Annotated in this window: 24 protein-coding genes and 6 pseudogenes; 10 read left to right on the plus strand and 20 right to left on the minus strand. The window is 69.1% G+C overall.

Annotated features, from left to right (window positions below; translation table 11 throughout):
* Window positions 1-392: 392 nt before the first annotated feature.
* Entirely contained in the window at window positions 393-1,292 is a 900-nt protein-coding gene (locus BIV23_RS39340; protein WP_079173700.1) for a ferric reductase-like transmembrane domain-containing protein, read from the plus strand.
* Window positions 1,293-1,454: 162 nt separating this feature from the next.
* Here the strand turns inward: BIV23_RS39340 and BIV23_RS54190 are convergent.
* From BIV23_RS54190 to BIV23_RS49965, 14 genes and pseudogenes are all read right to left on the minus strand, one after another.
* Window positions 1,455-1,594 (minus strand): annotated as a pseudogene (locus BIV23_RS54190) (IS256 family transposase); the annotation flags it as partial.
* Between the two features lie 604 nt (window positions 1,595-2,198).
* A complete protein-coding gene (locus BIV23_RS53710; RefSeq protein ID WP_342746405.1) occupies window positions 2,199-2,495 on the minus strand; it encodes an SDR family NAD(P)-dependent oxidoreductase in 297 nt (98 codons plus the stop codon).
* A gap of 575 nt (window positions 2,496-3,070) precedes the next feature.
* Window positions 3,071-4,834, minus strand: a complete 1,764-nt coding sequence (locus BIV23_RS39350) for an RNA polymerase sigma factor (RefSeq protein WP_071385798.1) — start codon at window positions 4,832-4,834, stop codon at window positions 3,071-3,073.
* 177 nt (window positions 4,835-5,011) lie between these two features.
* Window positions 5,012-6,928: a hypothetical protein gene (locus BIV23_RS39355; RefSeq protein ID WP_079173701.1), complete on the minus strand. Its 1,917-nt coding sequence runs from the start codon at window positions 6,926-6,928 to the stop codon at window positions 5,012-5,014.
* Between the two features lie 711 nt (window positions 6,929-7,639).
* A complete protein-coding gene (locus BIV23_RS39360; RefSeq protein ID WP_143079211.1) occupies window positions 7,640-7,825 on the minus strand; it encodes a hypothetical protein in 186 nt (61 codons plus the stop codon).
* Window positions 7,826-7,838: 13 nt separating this feature from the next.
* Window positions 7,839-8,969: pseudogene (locus BIV23_RS39365) on the minus strand (alginate lyase family protein); the annotation flags it as partial.
* Between the two features lie 27 nt (window positions 8,970-8,996).
* Entirely contained in the window at window positions 8,997-9,884 is an 888-nt protein-coding gene (locus BIV23_RS39370) for an IS3 family transposase (protein WP_071385802.1), read from the minus strand.
* Window positions 9,881-10,180 carry a transposase gene (locus BIV23_RS50895; RefSeq protein WP_071385803.1) on the minus strand — a complete coding sequence of 100 codons (300 nt, stop codon included), beginning with the start codon at window positions 10,178-10,180 and terminating at the stop codon, window positions 9,881-9,883. The genes BIV23_RS39370 and BIV23_RS50895 overlap by 4 nt, the downstream gene beginning before the upstream one ends.
* A 51-nt stretch (window positions 10,181-10,231) precedes the next feature.
* On the minus strand, window positions 10,232-10,591 hold the full coding sequence (locus BIV23_RS39380) for a twin-arginine translocation signal domain-containing protein (protein WP_071385804.1): 360 nt from the start codon (window positions 10,589-10,591) through the stop codon (window positions 10,232-10,234).
* A gap of 74 nt (window positions 10,592-10,665) precedes the next feature.
* Window positions 10,666-12,046: pseudogene (locus BIV23_RS39385) on the minus strand (GH1 family beta-glucosidase).
* A 30-nt stretch (window positions 12,047-12,076) separates the two neighbouring features.
* Window positions 12,077-12,904, minus strand: coding sequence for a carbohydrate ABC transporter permease (locus BIV23_RS39390; protein WP_071385820.1), 828 nt, complete (start codon window positions 12,902-12,904; stop codon window positions 12,077-12,079).
* 5 nt (window positions 12,905-12,909) lie between these two features.
* A complete protein-coding gene (locus BIV23_RS39395; protein ID WP_071385805.1) occupies window positions 12,910-13,863 on the minus strand; it encodes a carbohydrate ABC transporter permease in 954 nt (317 codons plus the stop codon).
* Window positions 13,864-13,872: 9 nt separating this feature from the next.
* Window positions 13,873-15,129 carry an ABC transporter substrate-binding protein gene (locus BIV23_RS39400; protein WP_071385806.1) on the minus strand — a complete coding sequence of 419 codons (1,257 nt, stop codon included), beginning with the start codon at window positions 15,127-15,129 and terminating at the stop codon, window positions 13,873-13,875.
* Window positions 15,130-15,165: 36 nt separating this feature from the next.
* The gene (locus BIV23_RS49965; protein WP_143079213.1) at window positions 15,166-15,345 is read right to left on the minus strand and encodes a hypothetical protein; all 180 of its coding nucleotides are present in this window, start codon (window positions 15,343-15,345) and stop codon (window positions 15,166-15,168) included.
* A gap of 488 nt (window positions 15,346-15,833) precedes the next feature.
* Here BIV23_RS49965 and BIV23_RS39405 point away from each other — a divergent pair.
* The 4 genes and pseudogenes from BIV23_RS39405 to BIV23_RS53715 form a co-directional block, all read left to right on the plus strand.
* Window positions 15,834-17,376, plus strand: a pseudogene (locus tag BIV23_RS39405) (TIM-barrel domain-containing protein); the annotation flags it as partial.
* A 62-nt stretch (window positions 17,377-17,438) separates the two neighbouring features.
* A complete protein-coding gene (locus BIV23_RS39410) occupies window positions 17,439-17,621 on the plus strand; it encodes a hypothetical protein (RefSeq protein WP_143079214.1) in 183 nt (60 codons plus the stop codon).
* A 145-nt stretch (window positions 17,622-17,766) separates the two neighbouring features.
* Window positions 17,767-17,949, plus strand: a complete 183-nt coding sequence (locus tag BIV23_RS39415) for a hypothetical protein (RefSeq protein WP_071385808.1) — start codon at window positions 17,767-17,769, stop codon at window positions 17,947-17,949.
* A 325-nt stretch (window positions 17,950-18,274) separates the two neighbouring features.
* Window positions 18,275-19,147 carry a methyltransferase domain-containing protein gene (locus tag BIV23_RS53715; protein ID WP_342746408.1) on the plus strand — a complete coding sequence of 291 codons (873 nt, stop codon included), beginning with the start codon at window positions 18,275-18,277 and terminating at the stop codon, window positions 19,145-19,147.
* Here the strand turns inward: BIV23_RS53715 and BIV23_RS39425 are convergent.
* Window positions 19,096-19,418: pseudogene (locus tag BIV23_RS39425) on the minus strand (TerD family protein); the annotation flags it as partial. The gene BIV23_RS53715 and the pseudogene BIV23_RS39425 overlap by 52 nt on opposite strands.
* Before the next feature lie 191 nt (window positions 19,419-19,609).
* Between BIV23_RS39425 and BIV23_RS39430 the strand changes: the two are divergent.
* Complete coding sequence (locus BIV23_RS39430; RefSeq protein WP_071385810.1) at window positions 19,610-20,041, plus strand: Sec-independent protein translocase subunit TatB; 432 nt, start codon at window positions 19,610-19,612, stop codon at window positions 20,039-20,041.
* A gap of 91 nt (window positions 20,042-20,132) precedes the next feature.
* On the opposite strand, the gene BIV23_RS47690 is transcribed toward BIV23_RS39430, so the two are convergent.
* Window positions 20,133-20,477 carry a twin-arginine translocase TatA/TatE family subunit gene (locus BIV23_RS47690; RefSeq protein WP_342746406.1) on the minus strand — a complete coding sequence of 115 codons (345 nt, stop codon included), beginning with the start codon at window positions 20,475-20,477 and terminating at the stop codon, window positions 20,133-20,135.
* Window positions 20,478-20,606: 129 nt separating this feature from the next.
* Between BIV23_RS47690 and BIV23_RS39440 the strand changes: the two genes are divergently transcribed.
* Window positions 20,607-22,124: an LCP family protein gene (locus tag BIV23_RS39440; RefSeq protein WP_071385811.1), complete on the plus strand. Its 1,518-nt coding sequence runs from the start codon at window positions 20,607-20,609 to the stop codon at window positions 22,122-22,124.
* A 71-nt stretch (window positions 22,125-22,195) separates the two neighbouring features.
* Here the strand turns inward: BIV23_RS39440 and BIV23_RS47695 are convergent, their stop codons facing one another.
* From BIV23_RS47695 to BIV23_RS49260, 3 genes are all read right to left on the minus strand, one after another.
* Window positions 22,196-22,681 carry an undecaprenyl-diphosphate phosphatase gene (locus BIV23_RS47695; protein ID WP_342746407.1) on the minus strand — a complete coding sequence of 162 codons (486 nt, stop codon included), beginning with the start codon at window positions 22,679-22,681 and terminating at the stop codon, window positions 22,196-22,198.
* A gap of 142 nt (window positions 22,682-22,823) precedes the next feature.
* A complete protein-coding gene (locus BIV23_RS39445) occupies window positions 22,824-23,186 on the minus strand; it encodes an ArsR/SmtB family transcription factor (RefSeq protein WP_071385812.1) in 363 nt (120 codons plus the stop codon).
* 103 nt (window positions 23,187-23,289) lie between these two features.
* Window positions 23,290-23,451, minus strand: a complete 162-nt coding sequence (locus BIV23_RS49260; protein WP_245790864.1) for a hypothetical protein — start codon at window positions 23,449-23,451, stop codon at window positions 23,290-23,292.
* A 30-nt stretch (window positions 23,452-23,481) separates the two neighbouring features.
* Between BIV23_RS49260 and BIV23_RS54265 the strand changes: the two are divergent.
* Together BIV23_RS54265 and BIV23_RS54270 are read left to right on the plus strand one after the other, a co-directional pair.
* Window positions 23,482-24,222: pseudogene (locus BIV23_RS54265) on the plus strand (LCP family protein).
* Window positions 24,219-24,698, plus strand: coding sequence for a LytR C-terminal domain-containing protein (locus BIV23_RS54270; protein WP_483883315.1), 480 nt, complete (start codon window positions 24,219-24,221; stop codon window positions 24,696-24,698). Before BIV23_RS54265 ends, BIV23_RS54270 begins: the two are co-directional and overlap by 4 nt.
* A gap of 34 nt (window positions 24,699-24,732) precedes the next feature.
* Here the strand turns inward: BIV23_RS54270 and BIV23_RS39455 are convergent, their stop codons facing one another.
* Window positions 24,733-24,924: a hypothetical protein gene (locus BIV23_RS39455; protein ID WP_071385813.1), complete on the minus strand. Its 192-nt coding sequence runs from the start codon at window positions 24,922-24,924 to the stop codon at window positions 24,733-24,735.
* Window positions 24,925-25,372: 448 nt separating this feature from the next.
* Here BIV23_RS39455 and BIV23_RS39465 point away from each other — a divergent pair.
* Window positions 25,373-25,699: transposase (locus BIV23_RS39465; RefSeq protein ID WP_177240205.1), on the plus strand; the 327-nt coding region annotated here is incomplete at its 3' end.

Genomic DNA, 25,699 nt, shown 5'->3' on the forward strand with positions numbered 1-25,699 from the left:
GATCCAGGACGAGAGCAGGGAAGCGCGTACTGAGCGCAGGCGCTCCGCCGAGCCGCCACGGGGACAGGTCAGGTCGTAGCCGAGCAGGAATCCAGCGGTCTTTGCGCGCGGTGTCCACCGCGCCGAGCAGTGCATGCCGCCAGGCACCGGGACTCGTCATGCATACCCCAACCGCCCTGCGATCTTGTGATCAAGACCTTAATCACTCAGCGTACCCAGCGACGGCGCCGGTACTGCCGCTGGACAAGGAGTGATCAGATGCCAGATGTCCTCGACGGAACCTCTGAAGGGCCTGTGGGCGGCCGGCTGCACCCATGGACGGTCCGGGCCGCGGGTGCCGGGCACGAGTCACATGAACAAGAGGGGAAGCGGTGGAGGCGACAGTTTCACGGGTGCGGCAAGGCATCATACCTCCGGTCGTTGCGGCGCGTTGGGCGCTGTGGACGTTCGTCATCACCAACCTGGTGACCGTCGAGGCCTTGTTCTTCACCGCTGGGTCCGGCGCGAACGGGGTGCTCACGGGCGCCAAGTTCTTCGGCCTGCACGCCGCTGTGCTGATGCTGTTCCAACTGCTGCTGGTGGCCCGGCTGCCGTGGCTCGACCGCCGTATCGGCATGGACCGGTTGACTGTGTGGCACCGGTGGGTCGGCTTCACCCTGCTGTGGACCATCCTCACCCACGCCGTGCTGGTGGTGCTGGGCTACGCGAGTCTCGCTGGCGCGTCGATGACGAAGACGTTCCTCGCGCTGGCCGGTGTCCCGGCCTCCCTGCTCGGGATGTGCGCCGCGGCGATCGTCGTCGTGGTCGCCGCGGTTTCCGCCCGGTACGTGAGGGGGCGGCTGCGGTACGAGGTCTGGCACGGCCTGCACCTGCTGTTGTACCTGGCGTTGGGACTGGCGTTCGTCCACCAGTTGCAGGAGACCACGACCTTCAGCTACTCCGCGCCCGCGAAGGTCTACTGGTGGGCTCTGTGGCTTTGCGCGTTCGGTGCCCTGGTGACGGGCCGGATCGTCATGCCTCTGTGGCGCAACATCGCCGCGGGCGCAGAGCTCCTCGGCATCAACGCTCGGGACCTGACGACGCTGGACGTGGATCGCAAGGTGTTCGCCGACCTCGTGACGGCCATCCCGGAAGGCACGGTCAAGGTCGCGGAATCGGGAGTGACGGGCCCCAAGGATGTTGCGGAGTACCGCGGTTGGGGAGCTGACGCGGTGCTGGTCGGCGAGGCACTGGTGCGCTCGGGAGACCCGCGCAGCGCCGTGCGCGAGTTCATCGAGGCGGCCGGGGCGTAACGGCGACTTACTCGGCCGGTGGCACGCCTGGACATGACGAGCCGAGCCACCGGACCGATTCGGCTCCGGCTGCTGTGGAGGCCGGGGCCGTCTTCAGCCGGTTCGACGGGGGTCGGCCGGCCACGGAGAACCTGCGGAGACGCAGCGTCGGTCGAAGACCTGCCGTTCCAGCGAGTTGGTCGACCAGGTCTTCTCGCAGTGTGCGCCGGCGGAACGTCGACGAACGCGGTGATGTGTGTTGCCGCATCCAGCAGCATCGTCATGACCTGTGGAATCCGCCGTTCGAGCATGTCGGCGACCACACATTTCACGAAAACCCGCGACGAAGAACGCCCCGAGCCGGTGATCCATGCCGCCACCACCATCTCCGCCGTCCAGGATCCAGCGGGCACAACGGGTGCGCGGCATCACCCTGCTCGGCCCCGTCGCCGCCGACCACAGCAGCCAGGCCAAGGCGGGTTACGGCCTCGGCAAGGCGGCCTTCACCAGCGACTGGGACAACCAGCAGGCGATCTGCCCACACGGGGAGTGGCACCAACGCAGCAGAGTTCGCCATGTGGGCGTGCCCGGAGGACGAACGTGCAAGGCGCGGGGAAGCCCACACTGCGACTGCGGCCCCGGGCTGCTGATCAGACCAGCAGTGCGCGACGAGCTGCTGGCCGCCGTCGATGTCGTTGGTGGCGCCGGTGAGGGCTCCGTTGGCCATGATGCGCAGTGCCAGGGCGGCGACATCCGCAGGGCCGCCGCTCCTCCGGCCGATCGGCAGCGTCTTCCGCAACTGTTCCCGGCATGCTTCGAGTCGGTGACCGAGGAGGGAGGCCGACAGCGGTGTGTCCACGGCATCATCGCGATTCGCCCACCGAAGTCATGTCCGGAGTCGGGCAGGTCGAGCTCGTCGAGGGGTGTCTACGACGGGCTGCCCGCTGTGACCGGTACATGGTCGACCGGCCTCGGCAGCTCATACAGAAAGCGCTCCAGACGATCAGTGTCCGTGGCGTCGAACGCGGCCGTACACGGGGCACTCAACTCGTCCGCCGCCCGCTTGAGACGATCGGCGTTCCGCGCCGCGAGCACCACCTCGCCGCGGGACGCACGCGCCTGCCGTGCCGTCTCGAGACCGATTCCCGCGCTGCCCCCCACCACGACCCTTTGTCCGGCCAGTTCTCCACCTACCGTGCGGGCTTCTCCCTCGCTCGCACTCACAGCAGGTCACCGCCGTGCGAACCCGATTCCCGTACGTCCCTCCGCACGTCACACATGCTCACCTCCGTGTCTCCGGCGGATCCTCTCCTTCTCAGGCCATCGGGGACGCCGTACCGCTCCGAGATGTTCCGCAGCCTCCGCCCAGCGCGGACGCCCCGCCCACGTCGACTCGCTTCACCGAGTGCAGCGCCCGGCCGCGGCAGGTCGGGTCGGCCTTCGCGACGGGCAGGCTCCGCCGCACGTGATACAGCGCCCACGTGCAGGTGAGCATCTCCTCGAAGGAATTCGAGGTAATGATCGGGCAGTGTGTAGGGGTGCCTGAGTCGTCCTTGCCGGGAGGTTTCGTCAATGCTGATGCAGGACACGTCGCCATGGTCCGGCTTCGGTCCGGCGGGGTGGTGAGGGACGTACAGAGAGCCTGTCAGTGGGTTTCCGGTCATCAGGGTGCTCTGGAAGGCGCACTGCAGTGAGCGCGTGGCGGTAGTCGGCCGGGCTGTGGGGTGGCTTCCTGCGCAGGTCGATCAGAGCGTGTGGGACCCTCGCACCGCCCCGCCGCCCGGGCAGATCGCGCAACGTCAGGACACGACGGAGCGCTGGGGCACGGTGCCCGCGTCGGTCGGCGTGGAGCGGGTGGTGTACTGCGGTACGGGGGCGTCGTCGCGGCCGGTGTCGCGCACGAGTCCGTACCGTTCGCGGTCGGCGGAGTGCGGGGCCGGGGGAGTGGCGATGTCGTCCGCTGTCTGCTGCCAGGAGGAGGGCAGGACGTCGAGGTTGTAGTCGGCCTGGGTTTCGTTGAGGTGGAGTGTGATGCTGCCGTCGAGGTAGTAGTACTCGTTCTGCCACATCTGTTGGGCTCCCGGCGGGAGGGTGATCAGTCCCTGCTGCCTGTTGCCCATCCAGGTGCCGCCGGCGGTCGCGCCCGGCTGGAGATCGTCCATGCGGTGGCCGCCGCCCGAGGCCACGTGGAACAGCCTTCCTCGCAGTCCGGTCCACGAGGGCATGGTCAGCAGCCCGGGGCGCAGCCCGTACATCACGTCCCAGTGGACGGTGAAGTAGCCCTTCCCGCGCAGTACCACCGTGTCCCCGCGGTGGACGAGCTGGTAGCCGTCCAGGTGCCGCTTGAGCCCCGTCATCGTCACCGCGGTCTGCGGGCGGTGGGGCAGTGCCGCGGGCGGCCGGTCCGGCGGCGGCGCGCTGTCCACGGTGTCGACCACGGACCCGTACCGCGGCCGGGGCGAGGGAGGAGAGACGGCCGAGCCCAGTGCCGGTGCCGCCCGCGACGGTGATGCGGATGCGGATGCGGTGGACAAGGGTGCGGGTGCCGGGCGGGAAGCCGTCGGGGCGGTGGCCGGACGCGCCGACGGGCTGGACCAGGGGGCCGCGTACACGAGTACGCCACCGCCCACGGCGAGCAGCGCAGTCGCCGCCACCACGGCCTTCGCGGTGAGACTCGTCCCTGCGGTCCCTGCCGTCGCGGAACCTCCGCCACTCGAAGTGGCCGTGGTGCCGGCGTGCTCGCCCGCCGCGGTGTGCGTTCCCGTGGACAGCCACGGGCGCCAGGCCAGCAGTGCCGCCGGCACGGGCAGGAGGGCCAGGGGCGCCAGCAGTCCTTCCGGGGCCAGCATGCCTTCCTCGTGGCGCATGCACTGCGGGCATTGCCGCACATGGCGGCCGAGGCGTTTGCGCCACAGACCGCTGGGGGCGCCGCTCCAGTCCAGGGTCAGCCGGGTCAGTTCTCCGCATGCGGGCCTGGCCGCGAGGGCTCGGACGATGACGCGGGAGGTGTGCAGGCGCTCCTTCATGCGTTGTACCCGTACCGCAGCTTGATGGCCGGTCATGTCCAGAGCGGAAGCGAGCTCGGCCCGGGCGAGCCGGCCGGCCGTCTCCAGCCACCACAGTGACAGCAGCTCCCGGTCGTCCTCGTCGAGCCAGCGGGTCGCCCGCACGGTCTCCTCGCGCTGCCCGGACAGCCGCAGGTTGAGGATGACCCCCTCGGCGAAGTCGGCGGCCGGGTCGGGCCGATGCGCGGCCGCGTCGAACGCCGCTCCCGTCGTCTCCCTCCTGCCGCGCCTGCGGATGTGGTCGCGGACCTCGTTCATGGTGATGGTGATCACCCAGGATCGGAACGCCTCCGGGCGCTCCAGTCCCCCGATGCCGCGCAGGATGCGCATCATCGTCTCCTGGACGATGTCGTCGACGTCGTCGCGGTACGGGTGCGCACGTGCCGCGACGCTGTAGACCAGCGGAAGCGTCCGGGAGCTGAGCTCTTCCAGGGCGTGGCGTTCGCCCGCCCGAGCCGCGACGATCACGTCGGCCGCGGGCGCGGCATGCTGTGGCATCGGGTCTCCCTTCGACCTGCCGCGGGTACGAAGCCCCGCTCGCGCCGAACGAGCCAGGCTGCGGGGGTCCTCGGGCAACCGCCGTCGGTATCGCAGACACCGCGGCAGCGATGCCATCGTATGGGGTGAGCGCTGACAGCTGTGGGGCGGGCCCGTGGAATCCGTGGCGGCCGGGGATCAGCGGGAGTGACGCGGGGACGTACGCAGACGCGAGCGGCTGCGTACGAAGACGAAGACCGCGGCGACGCCGGCGAGAACGACGCCCGCCAGTCCTGCGATGGTCCACAGAGAACCGACGTGGCTGCCGGTGTCCGCCATGGTGCCGGTGGAGGCGCCCAGGGGCGTGCCCGCTCGGGCGGTCCTGGCCGGGGAGGGTGTCGGTCCTGTCGCGGCGGAGGAGGCGAGAGCGGTGAGTACGGTGTGGGCGCCGGCCCGGCTGACGGAGAAGCGCGCCCCGCCGATGGCGAGACGGGTACCCGAGACTGTTGCGGTCGTCGAACCGACGGTCAACTCGGGGGAGTTCCGGGAAAGAAGGATCTTCGCGCCTGTGACCACCTGTAGCCTGCGCAGGGTCGTGTCGCGTGCCGTGCTGAGGTCCAGGACGGCCGAGGGACCGGTCAGAGAGATCGCGCTGGATGTCCGCAAAGAGGTCCCGGAGACGATCAGGCTGCCTTTGGCCACGGTGGTGGCGCCGGTGTAGGCCGCGCTGGTGACGGTGGTGGCCGCGGCTCCGCTCTGCGTCACCGACCCGGCGCCGGTCACCGCCGGGAGGGAGATGGGTGCCCCGGTGTTGCGGAGCACGAGTGAACCGTTGTCGATCACTTTGTCGAGGGCTCCGCCGATGTGGAGGCTTCCGTCGCCGCCCGCGGTCCCGGCGCCGAGACGGAGGGTCGCATTCCTGTCGATGGTGGTGGATCCGTCGTAGTACTGCGCTGCTGCGAAGGTCACGTCGTTGCCGCTGGTGCCGGCGATGACGATGTCCCCGGCGCCGGGAGCACTGAGGGTGTCGTGATACATGCCGCCGCCGATGGGCGCGCCCAGGGTCACCGGTCCGTTGTAGTCGAAGGTGAGCCGGGAGCGCTGCCGTCTGGCGTGCAGGTTGATGTAGACCGTCTGCGCCGTGCCGGGCATGAAGATCTGGTGCGTGGTCCCGTCGCCCCACTGGACGTCGGCGCCCTCGATGTTGGTGCCGCGCTTGTTGAGTTTGTGGGCCACGGGTCGCCAGTTCAGTCCGGGGTCGCTCAGCGAGGGCGCCGCCCCGTCGCCGCTGTCACTCCAGCTGTAGACGCCGGTGAGGACCACCTTGCTGCCCGGGCGGGAGTGCACGTTGACGTCGTTGCCGTACTCGTGGCTGTAGAAGTTCTGCCGCTGTACGACAGTGTGGTCGAGCGGGGTGTCGATGATCCATGAACCGCGGTTGACGATGGAGCGGGCGCCTGGCAGGTCGGCGGCACAGGTGGTACTCGCGAAGTTGACGCCCGTGCCGTTGTCGAGGATGCCGGAGAACGGGTTGGTACCGCAGATCTGGAGTGTTCCCCACATGTTCCGGGGCTGGGTGACCAGGCCGGAGCCGCTGATGATGCCCAGGTTGAACAGCCGGGTCAGCGAGAGGCGCAGTGTGCCGTCCACCCGGATGTTGTCCTGGTTCTGCTGGTAACCGGGCGTGTTGTACGGGAAGGACCCGATCAGGCCGGTCGTACCGCCGGTGCCGTACTGGAGCGTTGCCCCCGCGTCCACGGTGACCGCGGGCTCGTCGGGACTGCCGACCACGACGTACGGGTGGTTGTCGCCCGGGATCTGGACCCTCTGGTGCTGCCGGGAGTGCGGCAGGGTGAAGGTGCTGTCCTTGGCGAGGACCAGCGTGCCGGTGCCGGACACGCGAAGGGCTCCTTCACCGCTTATCACGCCGGTGTACGTGTGGGTTCCCTGCGGGACGCGCACGACCGCGTCGCCGGTCAGGACGACATCACGGTTCGCCAGGACGGCCGCGGTGATGTCGCCGTCTGCGGCGACTGCGCTGCCCACCGCGACCACCGGTGTGGCGGCTCCCGCGACGAGAGCCGCCGCGAGGACAAGGTGCCAAGATCGCTTCATCGAGTCAGGGTGCTTCCTGGAGTGCTGGTGATCCTTACGGACGTGAAGACCGGTGGCCGGCCACGGGGATCTCAAAAACCCGGAGAATTTCTCCGTTCCGCCCACGCCGCCCGCCGAGACGCTGCGCGAGCGCGCAGAACTGGACGCGGTCGTGGCGGCGCATTGCTTGTCGGTGTAGCACTGGACGCGGCCGAGGGAGTCGGCGAACATGCCGGGTCGTTCTGCGCGGCGAGTCCCGTCAAGCGGTGTGGCGTAGCCGGCTGTGAGCAGGCCGTAGCCGTCGATGGCGTCGCGGAGTTCCGTCCGGCTGGACAGGGACAGGTGTTGACCTGCTGCGCGCAGTACACGACATCTTCGCGTCTTGCGACAGCTTGCTGATCCGCGCGACCAGTTCCTGGTGGGGATGGACGGGACACCCGGGATGTGCTCCACCGGGTGCTCCCGGGCGGGCCGGACATCCAGCACCACCGTGCCCCCGCTGCGATTGGGGGAGTGCAGGTCCTCCTGCGTGGTCTCGACAGCGTCGTCTGCGCCGAGGTACGCGTCGCGCGGGCGGTACGGCTTCCTGGTGGTTTTCGGCGACCTTGCGCAGGAGCGCCAACAGACGGAATGCCGTCTCGCGTAGTTCGCAGTCCGTCCAGGATGAAGCGGGGTGCCAAGTCCCGGCGGACCGCAGGTCGTTGTGCCTGCGGTCCTGCTCGGGCGTCGGGGTCAGGACGGGGTGCCTTGCCGCAGGCCGCGTCTGTCGGTGCCGACGTAGACGCGGCCGTAGGTGTCGGTGTCGCCGGTGATGATGCCGTTGCCGCACCACCGGTGGGCGTTGTCGTCAGGGCTGCCGCGGTCGATCGCAGCGGTGTCTGGGCGAAGGGAAACCGCGCGTCGACCGGTCCCGGACACGCGCTTCATCTTGCTACGACGCCTCGTGGCGCGCCCGGTCGCGGCGGCGCAGGAAGAGCAGGCCGCCGGCGACGGCGGAGACGCCCGCGGCGGCCGTCCACCCGACGATCTCCCCGGAGCCGGTCGCGGCGAGGCCGCCCCCCGCGGTGGGGGAGGTCGACGCGGTGGCCGCGGCCCGGGGCCGCTGGTCGGAGGCGGCGCCCGCGACCGAAGTGGTGGGCTTCGGGGTGGCCTTGGTGTCCGTCGCCTTGTCCCGCGTGAACGCCAGCGTCCCGAAGCCGAGCTGGTCGAAACCGCCGCTGTTGGGTCCGTAGTCCCCGCCACCGCCCTCGGGCGTGGCCTTGGCGGCGATCTGCGTGAGGTACGTGGCGGACAGCCCGCGCCGCTTGGTGTAGTGGTTGGCGACCATGGCCCAGACCGGTCGCGTCTGCGTCGGGCTGGCGGTGGCGACGTCGGTGGGGTGCTGGATCCCCGGCCGATGGTCCACGAGGGCGTAGGGCGTGTACGGCACGTTTCCGCCCAGGCTCCACTTGGCCACGTACTGAGCGCCCTTGAGGAAGCGGTTGTCGTCGTAGCCGTACAGGTCGATGCCCTGGTTCCAGGCCATCTCGCAGACGGTGCCCATCAGGCCGACGCCCATCAGCGAGTGCCCCTGGTCGCGCCCGGCCTCCATCCACTCGGCGAGCCCGTCGTCGTGCACGACCGGGATGGCGTGCTTGATCGAGCCCATGCCGTCGCCGTGCTTGAAGTACTCGACGGCGCGCTCGACCTTGGCCTGGTCGTCACAGAAGATGCCCGTGGCCAGCGCGCAGGCCATGTTGCACAGGTCCCAGTTGGGCCAGTAGTGGGGGGCCGGGGTGCCGTTGTTGTGCCTGACGAGAAAATCCTCACTCACCGAGGAGAAGACGTCGACCAGCATCTTCTGGAATCTCTCGAGTGCGAAATCGCTGTGGTCGCGGACGAGCTCGGCTGCGTTGGCGGCCTGGTACCCGTAGATCCCGGCGGCCAGGAACCGGTCGGCGCTGCCGTCGACTTTCGTCAGCTTCGCCGACCAGGCGTTGAGGATCGCGACGGCGGTGTCGGCGTGCGCGCTGTCGCCACTGACGTGGTAGCGCAGGGCGTTCTGATACGCGGCGTTGAAGTTTCCCCGTGATCTCGGACACTCGATGGTTTATGCCGCGAGGGTGTGTTGATGCCGCTGCCTGGTCTCGGCTGGGCTGAGGTAGCCGAAGGTCTTGTGCTTGCGCAGGCGGCGGCGGTTGTAGAAGGTCTCGACGAAGTTGAAGACGTCGGCCCGGGCGGTGGCCCGGTCGGGCCAGATTCGGGTGCCGATTTCCTCTTTGAGCAGGGCCCAGAAACTCTCCGCGGCGGCGTTGTCGAAGCATGATCCGGTGCGTCCGCAGCTCTGCCGCAGCCCCAACTCGCGTATGTGGTCGCGGAATTGGTCCGACGTGTACTCGCTTCCGCGATCACTGTGTATGACGCAGCCGGGTTTCAGATCGGCTCGGCCGTGGGCCATGTTGAGGGCATCCACGACGAGTTCGGCCCGGTGATGGTCGGCCATGGCGTAGCCGACGACCTCGCGGGTGGCCAGGTCCAGCCAGCAGGCGAGGTAGAGCCAGCCCTCGGCCGTCGGGAGGAAAGTGATGTCTCCGACCAGCTTCGTGCCGGGGCTGTCGGCGTGGAAGTCGCGGCCGATCAGGTCCGGGGCCGGCCTGGCCTTCTTGTCCGGCCGCGTCAGCGACCGGCGCCGGCGACGGTGAGCGCCCTGGATGCCGTGCTCACGCATCAGGCGGGCGACGCGCTTGTGGTTCACAGACCGTCCCAGACGCCGCAGTTCGGCATGGACGCGCGGGACGCCGTAGGTTCCACGGGAGGCGAGGTGGATGACGGTGATCTCGTGGGTCAAGGCCGCGTCGGCGGCCCGGCGTGCGGCGCGGGTCTTCTGCGCGGCGAGCCAGGCGTAGAAAGAGGAGCGGGCCACCTTCAGCAGCCTGCAGAGGAAAGCGACGCCGTGGGTGGTCTTCTCCGCCTCGATGAACGCGTACGTATCGTTCACCGATCGCTCTCTTTCGCGAAGAAGACCGCGGCTTTTCGCAGGACCTCGATCGTCTTTGCCTGCTCGGCGTTCTGCCTGCGCAGCCGCCTGAGCTCCTCGCGCTCCTGCGTGGTGAGCTCGCCAGGGCGGCCCTCGCCTTGGTCTGCCTTGGCCTGGCGGTACCAGCCGCGCAGGGACTCGGAGCTGACGCCAAGCTCCCGGGCGATGGCGGTGACCGTCTTGCCCGAGGAGTCGACGAGCGCGATGGCGTCCCGCTTGAACTCCTCTGTGTACCGCTTCGTGTATTTGCTTCCCACCTGGTGCTACTTCCTCTGGAACCTCAGGTCCCAGTCTCCAGGTGTCCACGATCAAGGGGAAGCTTCAGCGTGGATGTCGTTGTAGAGGATCCCGTAGTTCTGCGGCCAGGTGCTGCGGGGGCGCAGTTCCGCGCCCCGGTACACGGTGGTCTGCGGACGGGCCGTCCAGTCGCTCTGCGAATGCCGGTTGGCGGTCAGCTTCGCGTACCCGGCGGTATAAGGGGAGGCGCCGGCCTTCACCTTGGCGGCCATGCGGGCGAGGTCGGCGCCGGTGTGGAGGAGGCCGGGGTGCGCGAAGGGCCCGCCCGCCGCGACCGAGGGAGTGGCGGCGGTGGCGATCGGGGCGGCTCCGGCTGCGACGCCCGTGGCCTTGAGTATGGTGCGGCGGCTGATCTGTCGAGTCACATGCATGCCTATAAGACGGTTGGCGGCGGACGCCGATATCGAAAACTGGAGGGCCGCAAACGAAAAGTGCAGGCTAGCGATCACCCCTTCTGCGCCGCGATCAGCGCCCTGTGCCAGTGGTAGCTGTCCTTGGGAGTGCGCCGCTGCGTGTCGTAGTCGACGCGGACGATCCCGAAGCGTTTTCCGTAGCCGAAGGCCCACTCGAAGTTGTCCAGCAGGGACCACACGTAGTAGCCGCGGACGTCGACGCCTGCGTCCATGGCGGCCCGCAGCGCGTGGAGGTGGTCGCGGAGGTAGCTCACGCGGTGGGTGTCGTGGACCGATCCGCCGGGGCTCGGCTCGTCGGCCTCCGCCGAGCCGTTCTCCGTGATGTGGACGGGTGGCAGGGCGGTCCCGTAGCGGTTCTTCATCCGTACCAGGAGGTCGGTGAGGGTGGCGGGGACGACCGGCCAGTCCATCGCGGTGTGCCGTACGCCTTCGAGCCGTAGCTCCGCATAGCGGTTGTCTGTTGCCACGCGTCGCGTCGGGTCGTTTTCGCGGTGAGGGGCGTCGCGGACGACGATCGGCCGGTAGTAGTTGAGGCCGAGGAAGTCCAGTGGCCGGGAGATCAGGTCCAGGTCCCCGTCGTTCCGGAAGTCCTGGCCGGTGATCAGGTCTCGCCAGGTCTCGGCCTCCGTGTCCGGGTAGCGGCCCGCCAGGAGCGGTTCGGTCCACTCCAGGTTGTGCTGGGTGTCCGCGCGGACGACGGCGGCGAGGTCGGCGGGTGACCGGGTGGCCGGCAGGTTGTGGTCGAGGTTGAGAGTGATCCCCACCTCGCGTGCGCCCGCCTCCCGCAGCGCTCGTACGGCCAGGCCGTGGCCGACCAGGAGATGGTGGGCGGCGGCCAGCGCGCCCCGGCCCTCGCGGGCGCCCGGGGCGTGCCGGCCGACGGAGTAGCCCAGGAAGGCGCTGCACCAGGGCTCGTTGAGGGTGATCCAGCGCGGCACGCGGTCGGCCAGGTGCTCGGGCGACCACGGCCGTGTACTCGGCGAACCGCTCCGCCGATTCCCTCACGCGCCAGCCACCGCGGTCCTCCAGGGCCTGCGGCAGGTCCCAGTGGTAGAGGGTGGCAGTCGGTTCGACGCCGGCCGCGAGCAGTTCGTCCACCAGCCGCGAGTAGAAGTCCAGGCCCTTGGGGTTGAGCGGGCCTGTACCGTCCGGCATCACGCGCGGCCAGGCGATCGAGAACCGGTACGACCTCACGCCCAGGTCCCGCAGGAGAGCCACGTCCTGCGGATAGCGGTGGTAGTGGTCGCAGGCCACGTCACCGGTGTCGCCGTCGGCGACCAGTCCGGGGGTGTGGCTGTAGGTGTCCCAGATGGAGGGCCCCCGGCCGTCCTCGCGGGCCGCGCCCTCGATCTGGTACGCGGCGGTCGCGGCGCCGAACACGAAGCCGGGCGGGAAGCGCGGGAAGTCGCTCATGCGAGGGGCCCACTTCGAGGTGTGCGGGGGTCACTTGACGGAGCCGCCGGTGATGCCGGCGGCGATGTACTTCTGGGCCAGGACGAGCAGCAGGGCGGCCGGCACGGCGGACAGGACGGACGCGGCCATCACCGAGCCCCAGTCGCCGACATGCGCGCCGATGTACTGGTAGATACCCAGAGTGACCGGCTTGACGTGGTCGGTGGTGTTCAGCGTGAGCGCGAACATGAAGTCGCTCCACGCGAACAGGAAGGCGAACAGGCCGGAGGTGATCAGCGAGTTGCGGCTCATCGGCAGTACGACCTGGACGAACGTCCGCACGAGCCCGGCGCCGTCCAGTTGCGCCGCCTCGATCACCTCGCCCGGGATCGAGACCATGAAGGACCGCATCAGCACGATGCAGAACGGGATGCCGAGGGAGGCGTCCGCCAGCATCAGCCCGAAGTAGGAGTTGACCAGGCCGAGATCGACGTACGAGTTGTAGAGCGCGTTGGCGATGACGATGCCCGGAACCATCTGGGTGATCAGGGTGCCGAACACGATCGTCCGTGAGCCGCGCAGCCCGAAGCGGGCCAGCCCGTACGCCGCCGGGGCGGAGATCGCCAGGCAGATGGCGACCGCGCCGAGGGCGACCGCCAGCGAGGTCAGCAGATGGCCGCCCTGGTCGCCGAGGGCCTTGGTGAAGCCGGACAGGTCCAGGCTGCCCGGCACCGGATCGACCTGGAGCAGGCCCGAGCCGGGCTGGAGCGCGGTGTCGAGCATCCAGTACAGCGGGAAGAGCATCACGCAGAGGATGAGCACGCCGGCGAGGGTGGAGCCCCAGCGGCGCCGGGGAGTCGTGGGTGCGGGAGAGGTCATGGACGTCACTTCCCCTCGCTGCGGTTGGCCCGCAGGTAGAACACGGCGAACACGGCGGAGACGAGGATGAGTACGTCGCCGACGACCGCGCCGGCGCCGAAGTCCAGTTGCACGAACGAGTTCTGGTAGGTGAGCGTGCCCAGGGTCTGGGTGGCGTCGGCCGGGCCGCCGTCGGTGAGGGCGAGGATCAGGTCGAGGATCTTGACGGTCGACATGAAGCCGAGCACCAGGACGACCGTGATCACCGGCTTGAGCACCGGCAGGGTGACGGAGCGGAAGGTCCGCCAGGCGGAGGCGCCGTCGAGGGAGGCCGCCTCGTACAGCTCCCCGGGGATCTCCTGCAGACCGCCGTAGAGGATGACCATGTTGAAGGGGATGCCGATCCAGATGTTGACCAGGATCGTGGACAGCAGGGCCATGCCGGGGCTGGTCAGCCAGGGCGTGTGACCGCGCAGGCCGAGTGCGCCGAGGAAGGAGTTCAGCACGCCCGTGTCCTGGTCGAGGATGCGCCGCCAGACGATGCCGGACACCACCATGGGCACCAGCCAGGGCAGCAGGATCAGCGAGCGCATGAGCCCGTTGAGGGGGAATCTGCGGCTGAAGAACACCGCGAGCGCGAGGCCGATCCCGAACTGCCCCAGCAGTGAGCCGACGGTGAACACGAGGGTGTGCCAGAGGGCCTTGCCGAAGAGGGCGTCCTGGAAGACCTTCGACCAGTTGTCGAGGCCGTTGAAGGGGGCCGCGCCGGTGAAGAAGGTCCTCGGCGTGTAGTGCTGGAAGCTCATCACGACGTTGCGGACGAGCGGGTAGCCGAAGAAGAGCAGCATGAAGACGACGGCGGGGGCGACGAATCCCCACTGCGCGAGGCGCCGCCGCAGCCGGGCCGGCCGCGAGTCGGGGGTGCCGGCCCGCTGCCGCGTCCTGGAGGGCGCCGGGACGGTGACGGTGGACGTGGTCATGTGCTTGCCTCACTTCCCGCTCGTGGCCCGCTGCTGGGCGCGCGTCAGGGCGGCCTTGCTCGACTCGCCGGTCAGAGCCGACTGGAAGGCGCTCTGCAGGGCGAGCGAGACGCCCGACCAGCCGGCACCGAGTTCGGCCGTACGGGAGCGGGCCGCGGCCACCTGGCCGGCCAGGGCGTCCAGCTCCGGCACCCGTTTGCGCCACAGCGCCGCGACCTCCGCGTCGGCCGGGACCATCCAGCTGTTGAGCGCGTAGGTCAGTTGCTCCCGCTCGCCGGACAGACAGGCGACGATCCGCCCGGCCGTCTTCTCCCGCGCCGCGTCCCCGGTGTTCGGGACCGTGAGCACGGCACCGCCCAGGGGGCTCACGGAACCGGACCCGGCCCTGGGCACCGGGATCCGTGCGACACCCCAGTGCAGCGACTTCTTGGTGTTCAGCGTCTCGACCTGCCACGGGCCGTTGATCATCATCGCGGCGTTGCCGGCCATGAACTGGTCGTTGACGTCCGCCTGCGTCCAGTTGACCGTCGACCTCGACAGCGAGCCGTCCTTCAGCAGGGCCTTCCAGAAGTCGAGTGCCTCGACGACCCGGGGTCCGTCGAGTCGCCTCTCGTCGCCGCCGTTGGACCACATGAACGGCAGGAACTGGAAGACGCCGTCCTCGGCACCGCCCGCGCTGAGCGCCAGGCCGTACCGCCTGCCCTGGGTCAGCTTCCGGGCGGTGTCGCGCAGTTCGGCCCAGGTGCCCGGGACGTTCAGGCCCGCCTGCGCGAGCATGTCCTTGTTGTAGAACAGTGCGAGGGTGTTCACCGAGCGGGCCGCTCCGTAGTAAATCCCCTTGTAGGAGCCGAAGTTGATGATTCCCTGGGGGATGTCTCCGGTGCTCAGACCCAGTCGCCTGAGGTCGATGAGCCCGCCGGCGTCGGCGAACGTCGGCATCTCGGAGGCGTCGAACTGCACGATGTCGGGCAGCGACTTCGAGGACGCCATCCGCAGCGCCTTCGTCATCACCTGCGCGGCCGGGACGCTCTGCTGCTCGATGGTGACGCCGAGCCGCTCACCGCAGCGCGCCATCGCCTGGGCGTCCCAGCGGTGGTAGGTCTCGTCGGTCGAGGAGTTCATCACGGTGTACACGGCGCTGTCGCGCTGCCGGCCGCATCCGGTCAGGGTCGCCCCGGCGACCAGGACGGTGAGGGCGGCGGCGAGCGGTGCCACGGCCCTGCGAGAGCGTCCGCGGCGCGCGGCAGTCGGAGTGGGTGCTGTCACTGTGGGTGCCCTTGCGTAGGAGACGGGGGCGGCGGCTCAGCCGGCGCCGAGTGGGTGGTCCACGGCGAGCTGGTCGAGGTGTCCGGAGGCCGTGCCGCGGGCGGCGGCCGACTCCATGTCGAAGTCCCCCATGTCCTCCACGGCCGTACGGTCCGCCGGCACGGCCCGCAGACGGTTGGCGGCGGTCGGCTCGGCCGGGCGCCGCACCGTCTCCACCGACGCAGGGGCACGACGGGGGGCATCAGCGAACAGGTCCCGTCCCTGGTCCGGCCGTCCGCCCACAAACCGGACCGGAGCCTGTCTCGAAAAGTGGTTGAAGCGCTTCGACACGGTGGGTGACCCGCCTGTCAGCTCACCCGGCACCTTTGCCGGGGGATTCGTCAGTCGAGATGACTAATACGTCAATCTCGGATGGTGCGCTAGCCCCCGAGGCGTGCCAGTTGACCACGATTCGACGCCCCATCACGCATCCATTTCTGATAAGTCGCAGGTCAGCGCCTATCTACGCGCCATGAACAGCCGATCGGCGAGGTGCGGTCCGTGTGCGATCGACTCGCCGGGTGACGGTCTCCGCAGTCCCCGCCGACCGACCCCGCTCCCCGAGGAACACCGTGAAGTTCACCAACGGGTTCTGGCTCATCCGCGACGGCGTCCAGGTGTCCTACGCCACCGAGGTACGCGACGTACGTATCGAATCGAAGCGCTTCACCACCTATGCCGCCGTACAGCATGTGAAGCGCAGAGGCAACACGCTCAACGCGCCGCTCCTCACCGTCACCTGCTTCTCGCCCGCCGAGGGAGTCATCGGGGTCCGCGTCACACATCACGGGGGCGCCCGGCACCCGGGTCCGAACTTCGCCCTCGCGGCCGAGCCCAGCGGCGCCGGCGAGGTACGCCAGGACGGCCCCGTCACCCGGCCAGATCGTGGACACCTGGCAGGCCGACGGCGGCACCAGCAGCGAACAGGCCTACCAGAGCATCCCGTTCTACCTCTCCAGGCGCGGCTACGGGGTGTTCGTCAACCACCCGGGCCGGGTCTCCTTCGAGGTCGGCTCCGAATCGGTCGGGCAGGTGCAGTTCAGCGTCGAGGACCAGACGCTGGAGTACTACGTCGTGGCGGGCCCTACCCCGAAGGACGTCCTCGCCCGTTACGCCGCCCTCACCGGCCGGCCCGCCCTGCCGCCCGCCTGGTCCTTCGGGCTGTGGACTGCTTCAAGACCGACTTCGGCGAGCGCGTCCCGACCGACGTCGTCTGGCACGACGATTCCGACCCGGAGCGAATGCACAACTACTACACGCATCTGTACAACCAGACCATGTTCGAGCTGCTGGAAGAGGAGCGCGGACCGGGCGAGGCCGTCTTCTTCGCCCGCTCCGCGACCGCCGACGGCCAGCAGTATCCCGTGCACTGGGGCGGCGACTGCTGGTCGTCGTTCGAGGCCATGGCCGAGTCGCTCCGGGGCGGTCTGTCCCTGTCCCTGAGCGGCTTCGGCTTCTGGAGGCATGGCATCGGAGGCTTCGAGGGAACGCCCGAGCCCCGGTCTTCAAGCGCTGGCTGGCCTTCGGCCTGCTGTCCTCCCACAGCCGTCTGCACGGTTCGTCGTCGTACCGGGTGCCGTGGGAGTTCGGTGACGAAGCGGTCGCCGTGGCCCGGCAGTTCACGCTGCTCAAGCACCGTCTCATGCCGTATCTCTACGGCGTCGCCGTCGAGGCCCACCGGACCGGTGTCCCGGTCATGCGGCCCATGGTCCTGGAGTTCCCGTACGACCCGGCGTGCCGCACGCTCGACCGCCAGTACATGCTCGGCGCCGACCTCCTGGTCGCCCCGGTGTTCAGCGAGGACGGCACGGTGGAGGTCTACCTCCCCGAGGGCACGTGGACCCACCTCCTCACCGGCGAGCGGGTCACCGGCCCGGGGTGGCGCACCGAACGGCACGGCTACGGCAGCCTTCCGCTCTACGTCCGCGAGGGCGCCGTCCTCCCGCTCGCCTCGGGCGACACCCGGCCCGACGGCGACTGGCTGGACCACCCGACCCTGCTCGTCCACCCGCCGGCCACGGCCGGCCGCACCACCCCCATCACCATGCCCGGCCCGACGGGCGCACCGGCCGCCGTGTTTTCCACGTCCGGTGCGAAGACGGTGCCCTACGCGTCACCGCGGACGGCACCGACCGGCCCTTCACCGTGCGTGTCACCGGCGGCGCGAGCGCCGAGGGCGCGGGCGAGGTGGCGGTCCCCCTGGGGTGACGGAAGGGTCCGCCACCGGGCGCCGCGCCGCGGGCGGCCGTCACACGGCGCATCGGTGCGCCATGCTGCGCGAGCCACCGCCGGCACCGCCTGCGCGCGCGGCCGGCCAGGAGACGTGGGCCTCCGCGCACGCCCGGCACGCCGCGCAGCCCGCCCCGGACCGCCCCGACGGGGCGATCATCGCCACCAGCGCTTTCGAGCGCTGGGTGGGCGAGCCGGTCCGTGTCCGGGACCTCACGCCCTGACCCGGCACGGATCAACTGGATCGAGTCAGGTAGCCGGGTGTTGTGCACCCCCATAGGGAGGAAGAGCGAGTGCGTCTCCGTCGGCGGCTGGAAGGCTTGTTACTGATCTGTGCGGCAGTAGCCGCCCCGGCTCAGGAGGTTTGACATGAACGCCATCCGCCGTGCCATCGCCGCCATTGCGTCAGCAGCGTTCCTCGCCCTGGGATGCGTCACGTCGGCGACGCCTGCCCAGGCGCAAGTCCTTGGCACCAGCGCGCCGTCCGACGGGCCCCTGGACGACGTCGAAAGCGATGTCACCAGCCTCATCGGCGCCCCGCTCAGCCTCTGAGAACCTGAGATCGCGAGGGCGCCGGCCAGTGGTCGGCTGTGAAGTTCTTCTGCCCCTTGAACGCTGTGAACTTCCGGGCCTGTGGGGCAAGTTCAGAGCGCGCGCTCCAATAGCGGGCCGGCGGACCGAGCTGACGGACACTGTCGGTACCGACAAATCTTCACATGGACATCCAATGCCTACTCCCAGGCAGACACCGCCTCCGCAGGCTCGTCCACAACACCTCCCCACTGCCCTGGTCCTGCACTGCGAGGGTGGAGCACGCTGCGGAGCCCCGTGACCCGCATGGATGACGACGCTCTCTAGACAGAGCCTGGCAGAGCAGATGACCTATTACCGGGACGGCGCGGCCCAATACGACCGACCCTACGCAGAGGCAGAGCAGGAAGCCCTGCAGAAGTTACTGGCCGTCGTCGATCACCTCCCGGTTGCCGGGGATGTGCTGCAGCTGGCGTGCGGAACCGGTCGGTGGACCCCGAGGCTCGCCGCGCGGGCGCAGGCAGTGACGGCTGTCGACGCGGCAGCCGAAGCGCTGGCCCTCGCTCGTGCGCGCACCGAGTCCCCCACGGTCCAATTCGTCCAGGCCGACCTGTTCGAGTGGCAGCCGCCACGACGCCGTGCTCTTCGCCTTCTGGCTCGCCCATGTCCCGCCGGCACGGCTGCCCCACTTCTGGACTACCGTCGCCGCCCGCTCGCACCGGGCGGTAACGCGATTCTCATCGACGACGGCCCTGCCGCAGCGGCGTACGAGGAAGTCCTCGCGAACCAGCCGGCCCCGGTGGCACTGCGCCGACTCGAAGGCGGCAGGCAGTACGGCATCGTGAAGGTATTCCACGATGCCCAGACCCTCACCGAGGACCTCACAACGCCGGGGTGGTCGGTTCCACCTGGCCTGTGCTCTGATCGTCGCGGTCGGGCGGCGGGAGGCGCCGTCATCTCACCACGAAGTAGGCCGACGCCTCCGGACGATCGTCGGTATCGGTGCGTCGACCGTTTTGCGGAGCACCGTCTGGCTGGTCCATCACAGGCCGACGGGGCCGACAGAGCGGCCGGAGGCACGGCGATCGGCCGCCGCGCGGTGAGGGTCCGCCCGAGGTTGGCCACCAGAGCTACGCCGGCCAGGGCATCCCTGGCGATTTCTTCTTCTCAGACGTTGACCCGGAAGTCGGCGGCGATCCCGCGCAGGCCCGAGGCGTAGCCCTGGCCGACCGCGCGGAACTTCCATTCACCGCCGTACCGGTACAGCTCGCCGAAGACCATCGCGGTTTCGGTGGAGGCGTCCTCGGACAGGTGGTAGCGAGCGATCTCCTGGCCGCCGGCCTGGTTGACCACCCGGATGTAGGCGTTGCCCACCTGGCCGAATTGATCCCGCGCGCGTCCGCCTCGTGGATGGAGACCGGGAAGACGATCTTGTCCACATCAGCGGGTACGACGGCGAGGTTGACCTTGATGACCTCGTCGTCTTGCTCAGTGACACGTTGCCGCCCTTGGCGAGGGAAATACCCACGACTCGTCTTCTCGGTTCTGAACTGCCCTTACGGACACCGGGTCCAACGAAGACCGCCCCGCGACAGTTCGGATGCTTGCGCAACAGCTAAAGTGTTTTTCGGGCGCAGGTATCACGCCGAGCGGCTGGCCGAGGCGAAGGCGAGGGCAAAGAGTGTTCCCCAACATCAGCCTTGTAGATCTCCTGACGCTGACGATCCTCGCGGTCCTGCTCTTCGGCCCGGACAAGCTTCCCGAGATCGTCCAGAGCGTGGTCGGGTTCCTGCGCAAGGTGCGGGAGTTCTCCGAGAGCGCCAAGCAGGAGGTCCGAGACGAACTGGGGCCGGAGTTCAAGGACTTCGAGTTCGAGCACCTGCACCCCAGGACGCTCATCCGCAAGCACGTCCTCGACGGCGACGACCTCGGGGTCGACGAGATCCGTCGCGCACTGGACCCGAGGGCGGAGCTGTCGGAAGTCACCGACGCGGTGCGCGGTGCGGCGAATGACAGCCGGGACACGCCGCCGACCGAGAGCCGTACGCCCTCGCCGGAGAAGACAGCGGCCGCGCCGGGGACGCACACCACGTTCGACCCCGACGCCACCTGAGCGGCGACTGTCCAGCGACCCGCCGCCCAGCAGCACGCGTGTCGGACCGTGCCCGTCCACCCTGGCGGCTTCGGGGTGGACGGGCGAGTCGCTACGGGGTGCCGCCTCCGACACGGCCGGCGCCTGACGAGTCGGCTGCGGGAGAATCAGTGCGCCCTGCGCCCTCGGCGGGCGGACGCGTCGTAGTGCAGTCGTCGGGAACGGCTCGGAGGAGACGACCGGCGGGCTCCGCCGAGGCGCAGGCTGCACCCTCGACCGATGCCGTGGCGGACCGTGCCGCGTTCTCGCCCTCGTTCTTGCCCTTGAGAATGCGCAGAGATCTGCCCAGCGCTCGCGCCGTGCCGGACAGTTCCTTGGCACCGAACAGCAGGATGATGACGATCGCCACGATCAGCAGTTGCCAGGGTTCCAGACCGTTTCGGGGCACCCTGCCCACCCCATCTCTTCGCAGAACAGCGTCTCCTTCGGGCGGCGGCACAGAACAGGCAGGGCGGCGCCCTCTCTGTCATAATTGCCACATTGCGCAACTGTACAACCATTGGGCAGAGCCAGTCGTCCCCTTTGTATGACGCGGACGGACGGGGGCTCCCGGATGACCACCACCAGGGACGGCAGCACAGCACGGGTCCGCAAACGGAGCCCGTGGCGAATAATGCTGCTCATCGCGCTGGTCGTCGTGATGATCGGCGCGGTGGGCCTCGGCTGGATCTACCTGACACTGAACAGCAGCATCCACACCTTCGACGCGGGCGGCCTGTCCAGGCACCGTCCCACGGCAGGCCCTTCGCAGAGCGAGAACGTCCTGGTCATCGGATCCGACGCGCGCAACGACGGCAACAGCTCACTGGGCGGCGGCGACGCGAACGACATCGGCCGTTCCGACACCGCCTTCCTGCTGCACGTCTACGCCGACCACCAACACGCCCTCGCCGTCTCGATCCCTCGCGACACCCTGGTGACCATCCCGCCATGCAAACTGCCGGACGGCTCCTGGACCAAGACGCAGACCAACGCCGTGTTCAACTCGGCGTTCTCCGTCGGGCAGACGGACAAGGGCAATCCGGCCTGCACCCAGAACACCGTCGAACAGCTCACCGGCCTGCGCGTCGACCACACCGTGGTCGTGGACTTCAAGGGCTTCGCGGCACTGACCGGCGTGGTCGGCGGGGTGCGGGTCTGCCTGCCGCAGGACGTATACGAGAAGGACCTCGACCCCAACCGCGCCACCCGGGGCAACCTGCTCTTCAAGAAGGGCGAGCAGACCGTGTCCGGTCAACAGGCCCTGGACTACGTCCGGATACGGCACGGTCTCGGTGACGGCTCCGACATAGGGCGGATCAAACGGCAGCAAGCCTTCCTCTCCAGCCTCATCAAGAAGGTCAAGAGCGACGGGATCACCCCTGCCAACCTGCTGCCGCTGGCCGACGCCGCAACGAAGTCGCTCACGGTCGATCCCGGACTGGGTACGGCGAACAAGCTGATCTCCTTCGCCATGTCACTGAGGGACATCGACCTGCACAACACCAAGTTCGTCACCCTTCCCTGGCAGTACGCCGGCGAGCGCGTCGCCGTCGTCGAGCCGGATGCCTCCAGCCTGTGGGCGGCGCTCAAGGCGGACCGCACCATCGACGGCACGGACGCCAGCGGAAGGACGCAGCCCCACGGCGACACGTCCGCATCGCCCAACCCCACCTGGAGCGTGTCTGGCGCCGGTATCAACGTCGCCGTCTACAACGGCACCACCCTGAGCAGCCTCACCTCCAAGGCCGTCTCCGCACTCACGGAACACGGCTTCACCGTCACCGGCACCGCCACGGCGAGCAGTCAGGACGACACCACCACCGTCATCGAGTACGGCGCGAGCCTCAGGTCACAAGCCGAGAAGGTGGCCCAGCTCTTCCCCGGTGCCCAACTCCGTTTCATCGGCGGGTCGGGCGTCAACGCGGTCCTGGGCGCCTCTTACGCCACAGGCGGTTCCTCCACCCCGACAACCCCGACCGCGGTGCCCGGCTCGGTGAGGAACGACGCCCGCTCGGCGGACGACGACCCGTGCTCCGACCTCACGTACGGATCAGGTGGCTGACGAGGTGCGGCGCGGTCAAGCGAGGGCGCAGTAGGCCAGGCCGGCGACGGAGCAGTGGACGGCGAACGGGATCAGCGTCCGGTCCTCGAAATACCGGACGAGGAAGCGTGTGGCGAGGTAGGCCGCCACGAACGCGGCCACACTGCCCACGAGCAGCGGACCACGCAGCCCCGCCCCCCTGGGCGCCGAGCAGGAGAGGCAGCTTGAGGAGGGCGCCGCCGATGACGGGGGTCGTGGCCCAGGCCCTTGAAGATGCCCGCGCTGATGGTGGAGCCGGAGCGGCTGACGCCGGGGGAGAGGGCGAGGACCTGGGCCGCGCCGATCGCCAGTGCATGCCGCATGGTCATACGGGTGATCCGCTGGTCCGACAACTCGCCCGGGCTCAGCTGCGCCTCCTCCGCCACGAGAGAGGCGCCGGCGCGCCTGCGTCCCGTGCCGCCGCGCGTCAGCTGCTCGGTGACGAAGAGCACGATGCCGTTGAGGGCCAGAAAGATCACCGTCGGAACGGGCTTGCCGAGCGTGGTGCGGAACACCTTGTCGAGCGCCACGCCGGCCACGGCGACCGGGATGCCGGCGGTGACGATCAGCCACGCGAGCCTCTGGTCCAGCGTCTCGATCCGCTCTGGCAGGCAGAAGCTACTGCATCCGCGCGAGATGCAAGCTGAACCAAGAGCCGGCGCCTCCTCCCCAGGCAGGCTCCTACGCGCCGGTTCTGTGCAACTTCCCCATCAATGCGGGCGATTCGCCGCCGCGCCGGACAAGCTGGCCGACCATCAGCTGCACGACGAGGACGACGTCGGGGTCATCGACGTGGTAGATCTGCCGTCGGCCCTCGCGGCGGGAGCGGACCAGGCCTGCAAGCTTCAGCTTCGACAGGTGCTGGCTGACCGCGGGCAGCGCTTCGCCCACGCGGTCCGCGAGCCGACTCACGTCACTCTCGCCCTGGGACAGCGCCCACATGATGTGCAGTCGGGACGCTGAGGCAAGCAGCCCGAACGTGGTGGTTGCTTCCGCCAGCACCTCGGCGGACAGATCCCCGAAGCCATCGACGACCTGCGCCACAGTCCCCTCCCGTCCGCCACGTCACAGTCACCGCACAGCCGCCCACCCAGTTTAGGCGTGAGAGGCCGACCGGACGCCTCGCAATACCAGGGCGTAGCCGGGGTCAGTCCTCGTAGTAGTCGTTGACGACCGTGACCCGTTCGTCGTCATCGAATGCGTCGTTCAGCAGCGCACTGCCGACCGGGCCCGCCGCACCGGCACCGAACAGCGCACCCGCACCGAAGGGGCGCCCGCCGCCCTGCTGCTGTTGGAGATGGTGGTGCACATAGCCGCCGACCGCTCCAACGCCACGATGATGAGCATTCCCCGCGACACCATGACCAAGGTCCCGGCCTGCACCGACCCCACGTCGAAGCAGTCCACCTCCGGCTACTGCGGACAGATCAACAGCGCTCTCTCGTAGGGGCCCGCCCGTCAGGTGGCCACCATCCACGAGCTCACCGGCATTCCCATCGATCACTTCGTCAAGCTCGACTTCTCCGGCGTGGTCAGCATGTCCGACGCGGTCGGCGGTGTGGACGTGTGCGTCAGCGGCAACGTCTACGACACCTACTCGCACCTGAAGCTGTCCAAGGGCACGCACACCCTCAAGGGCGTCGGGGCCCTGGAGTTCGTCCGCTCCCGGTACGGCTTCGGCGACGGCAGCGACCTCGGCCGTACCGTCTCGCAGCACCTCTTCCTCGGCGCGGTGATCCGCAAGTTCAAAAGCGCCAGCACGTTGACGGACCCCACCAAGGTCTGCGACCTCGCCGACGCGGCCACCAAGGCGCTCACCGTCGACGACGGCCTGGGGAGCATCGGCAAGCTGGTGGGCCTTGCCTCCGACCGGAACGAGGTCTCCTCCCACCGGATCACCTTCACCACCATGCAGACCGCCCCCGACCCGAGCAACAAGGACCGCGTCGTACCGGGTGCCGGAGCGAAGTCACTGTTCGCAAGCATCGCGGGCGACCAGTCGCTCACCACCGATTCGGGCAAGAAGTCCGCAGCGGCCTCCGCCACCGCCCGAGCCATCGCCCCTCCCGGATCGCCGTGACCATCGAGAACGGCACCACCGTCGGCGGCCGCGCCTCCCAACTGGCCACCGCTCTGACCGACAAGGGCTTCAGCCAGGGCACCACCACGGCCAACGCCCCCGCCACCGCGGCCACCACCACGCACACCTACGGCACCGGGCAGAAACCCGAAGCCGAGGCGGTGGCCAGTGCCCTCGGCCTGCCCTCCTCGCACCTGAGGCAGGGCAGCGGCGCCGGTCTGACCTTGGTCATCGGCAGTGACTGGCCCAGCGGCGCCAGCTACCCCGTCGACAACGGCGGCACCGGCGACGGCTCCTCACCTGCCCCCGCCGACACCCATGCCGCGGTCTCCAACGCCCATGCCCAGACGGCCGACCAGTCCAAGGGCTGTGCCCAGGTCAGCCCCTACAGGACCGTCTCCCTCAACGGCGTCAGCGGACTACACCCGGTCGGCCTGCGTGGTCCAGAAACCCACGCAGGCACCACCCGACGGTGAGCGGGTGGTGCCTGCTGCGCGCTGCTGTCGAGACTCAGGCCTTGTTGACCATGGCTGCGCGTCCGGGTCCTTCGATCCGGAACGAGACGGTGTCCCCGGGGTGGATCTCGTCGGGGTCGATCATGAGGTCGTCTACCGTGAAGTACAGCACGGGACCACCTCGGTCGTTCTTGATGCTTCCTTCGCCCGGTTCCGCGTCCCACTCATGGATCTTGCCTTGGTCCATGGCTGTGTCTCCTTGGTTTGGTAGGGGGACGAGCTCCGGTCCCATGCCGGGCCCGCTCCCAGCGAACGCGAAGCCACGTGCGACAGCGACCGCTGCGCGCCGAACGGGCGACGGCGGCGACCAACCTCCGGCGGGGTGGTCAGTGCTCCCATGCCGCCGGCCCGTCGCCGCGCCACTCGATCAGCCGCGACTTCACCAGGTCCACCACGTCCAACCCCTCCAGGCCGGTACGTTCCAGGAACACGCTCAATTCGTGCAGGCTGTATGCGGTGCCCTGCGTCTTGCTATCGACCGGGATACGACGGCGGGGCCGCCGGTTGCGTCCAGAGAAGTGGTGTACGGGTTCGACCTGATCCGGGGGTTTGCTCCCGCGTCGGGGGGACGCCCGCATAGATGAACGGCCACCGGCTGATCTTCGAGATGTCGAGTCACGAAGGAGATCAGCACGATGACCGCACCGGACAGTCTGCCCCTGCATGCGCTCGCGGAGGACAACCTCGCCGCGGCGAGTCCCGATCTGCTGCGCGCGATGGTCAAGACGTTCGCCGACGCGCTCATGTCCGCCGAGGCCGATGCCCTCTGCAATGCTGAATACGGGCAGGTCAGCGACGAGCGAGTCAACCACCGCAACGGATATCGCCCTCGCGAGTGGGACACCCGTGCGGGCACCGTCGAACTCGCCGTTCCCAAGCTGCGTCAGGGCAGTTACTTCCCGCACTGGCTGCTGGAGCGTCGCCGCCGGGCCGAACAGGCCCTCATCAGCGTGGTCGCCACC

Origin of the sequence: Streptomyces monashensis, assembly GCF_001866665.1 — a bacterium.
Classification (GTDB): Bacteria; Actinomycetota; Actinomycetes; order Streptomycetales; family Streptomycetaceae; genus Streptomyces; species Streptomyces monashensis.

Excerpts from the sequence above, each read along its gene's own strand:
- BIV23_RS39410 (WP_143079214.1), top strand. The coding sequence starts at position 17,439 with ATGCTGCGCGAGCCACCGCCGGCACCGCCTGCGCGCGCGGCCGGCCAG.
- BIV23_RS39415 (WP_071385808.1), top strand. The coding sequence starts at position 17,767 with ATGAACGCCATCCGCCGTGCCATCGCCGCCATTGCGTCAGCAGCGTTC.
- BIV23_RS39440 (WP_071385811.1), top strand. The coding sequence starts at position 20,607 with ATGACGCGGACGGACGGGGGCTCCCGGATGACCACCACCAGGGACGGC.
- BIV23_RS39355 (WP_079173701.1), bottom strand. The coding sequence starts at position 6,928 with ATGAAGCGATCTTGGCACCTTGTCCTCGCGGCGGCTCTCGTCGCGGGA.
- BIV23_RS53715 (WP_342746408.1), top strand. The coding sequence starts at position 18,275 with ATGACCTATTACCGGGACGGCGCGGCCCAATACGACCGACCCTACGCA.
- BIV23_RS39350 (WP_071385798.1), bottom strand. The coding sequence starts at position 4,834 with ATGCCACAGCATGCCGCGCCCGCGGCCGACGTGATCGTCGCGGCTCGG.
- BIV23_RS39390 (WP_071385820.1), bottom strand. The coding sequence starts at position 12,904 with ATGACCTCTCCCGCACCCACGACTCCCCGGCGCCGCTGGGGCTCCACC.
- BIV23_RS39455 (WP_071385813.1), bottom strand. The coding sequence starts at position 24,924 with ATGGACCAAGGCAAGATCCATGAGTGGGACGCGGAACCGGGCGAAGGA.
- BIV23_RS39395 (WP_071385805.1), bottom strand. The coding sequence starts at position 13,863 with ATGACCACGTCCACCGTCACCGTCCCGGCGCCCTCCAGGACGCGGCAG.
- BIV23_RS39380 (WP_071385804.1), bottom strand. The coding sequence starts at position 10,591 with ATGCATGTGACTCGACAGATCAGCCGCCGCACCATACTCAAGGCCACG.